1 protein-coding gene and 1 pseudogene are annotated in these 1,458 nt (G+C 56.4%); both read right to left on the minus strand.

All coding sequences use genetic code 11. The features are described from left to right. Positions 1-229: 229 nt before the first annotated feature. Positions 230-403: a hypothetical protein gene (locus tag A3C3_RS45885; protein WP_156890811.1), complete on the minus strand. Its 174-nt coding sequence runs from the start codon at positions 401-403 to the stop codon at positions 230-232. A gap of 609 nt (positions 404-1,012) precedes the next feature. Continuing rightward, positions 1,013-1,175 (minus strand): annotated as a pseudogene (locus tag A3C3_RS47830) (IS3 family transposase); the annotation flags it as partial. Positions 1,176-1,458 lie beyond the last annotated feature (283 nt).

Genomic DNA, 1,458 nt, shown 5'->3' on the forward strand with positions numbered 1-1,458 from the left:
GACATCTTCGCACGGCCACCGCCGCTACGATGCCCCCACTGTGAGATGCTCCTCACAGAACGCCCCAAGCCAAAGGTGCCAAAGTAGTGCTAGTCTAGTTGACTTCTGACGGCCGTCCAATCGGATGTAACGTCTAACCTCGTCAAGCGTGATGTCGTAGTCGAGGCTTTTTCCGATCGCTACAATCGATGCGAGACCTGTATGAGGGTTCCACAGCTAGCTTGCGCACCTAGCCGTGGTGTTTAATGCGTATTACCCCCTCTGCAATAGTTGCAGCTGCAAGGCCTCCTAGCGCAATAACTGCGAAAGCTATTGCCCCAAAAAGGCCCCATCCTCCCGCAATTGCAGATGCTTCTTCAGGCGTTAAGTGAGTCACAGCATAGGCTGACATGTCGGTATTCATTGTTGTCTCCTTTTTTAGCGCTCAAATGGGAAGATCAGTCGGTAACGGTCATCGGCAGCTCCTGCTGCCGCGCAACGAGAGAGATTCAAGAGTCGTGCCAACTGCGCAGAAAGAGCCTCAAAAACCATTCTGCGCAGTGGCTTCACTTACAGCAGCGGCAGGCCGGGCCGAACAACACCGTGTCGCGGAGTCGACAAACCCCGACATTTCGTGCAGCGGATTTTGGCATCTGGACGTGGTGGTGATTTCGGTTCGCGGCTGAAAGCACCGGTTGTGCCAGGCCATCGAACAACCGGTGGATGCCGCGTCTAGCTAGCTATTTAAGCTTATGCTTGTAGCGCTCATCCATCAGTGGCGCCGTCGGGGGGAACTCTTGGACGAGCGCTTTGCAAATTCGGTGGCCGCCACCACGAGGGATCCTCGCTGAGGTTGGTCGAGCCGGTCCACACTTCGGAGAGACCGGCCGAAATGAGCTCGTGACCGTCACCCCGGGCTGTTTTGGCCGAGGACTTCTCGTGGTCTTAGCACCGCCTTTCTGGTTTTGGTTCCGGCGTTCGGACGCCCTACGCGATTACTGAAATCTTCGCTTTCAGCGCTGGCGATCGGTCAGCGATCAGAATTGACTGCAGCTGTTCCGCTGTGCCGGGCGCGGGCCGACAGGCGATCCATGTCGATCCGCTTGGCGACAGCGTCGTTAAGTCGTAATAGGTGGGGCAATCGGCAGCAGCTTGCAGATCGGCTCGACCCCGAGCACCCAACGGTGTTCACGAACCGATACGCAGTTCACCTCTCAGGCAATGAGGCAGGCCCGTCTGACCCCGTTTCAGTTGCCGAGTTCCTACGAATGGGAATATTGCTGAAAAGTAGCAGACCGTTGGTGGACAAGGGTACGCTCGGAGCTATAGGTTCGATTGGCGGGCCAAACTCGCCGCAGAATTAAAGAGGAAAATCATGCCTAGGTGGCGTTGTTGCGTGGATCACCCGGCGACTGATATTGAGCGGTGGTTTTCAGTCTCCTGATCCGGATTTCGACGATGCCGCACACGTTCAATGCC

The sequence above is a fragment of the Rhizobium mongolense USDA 1844 genome (assembly GCF_000419765.1).
GTDB classification, from domain to species: domain Bacteria; phylum Pseudomonadota; class Alphaproteobacteria; order Rhizobiales; family Rhizobiaceae; genus Rhizobium; species Rhizobium mongolense.

Excerpts from the sequence above, each read along its gene's own strand:
- A3C3_RS45885 (WP_156890811.1), bottom strand. The coding sequence starts at position 403 with ATGAATACCGACATGTCAGCCTATGCTGTGACTCACTTAACGCCTGAA.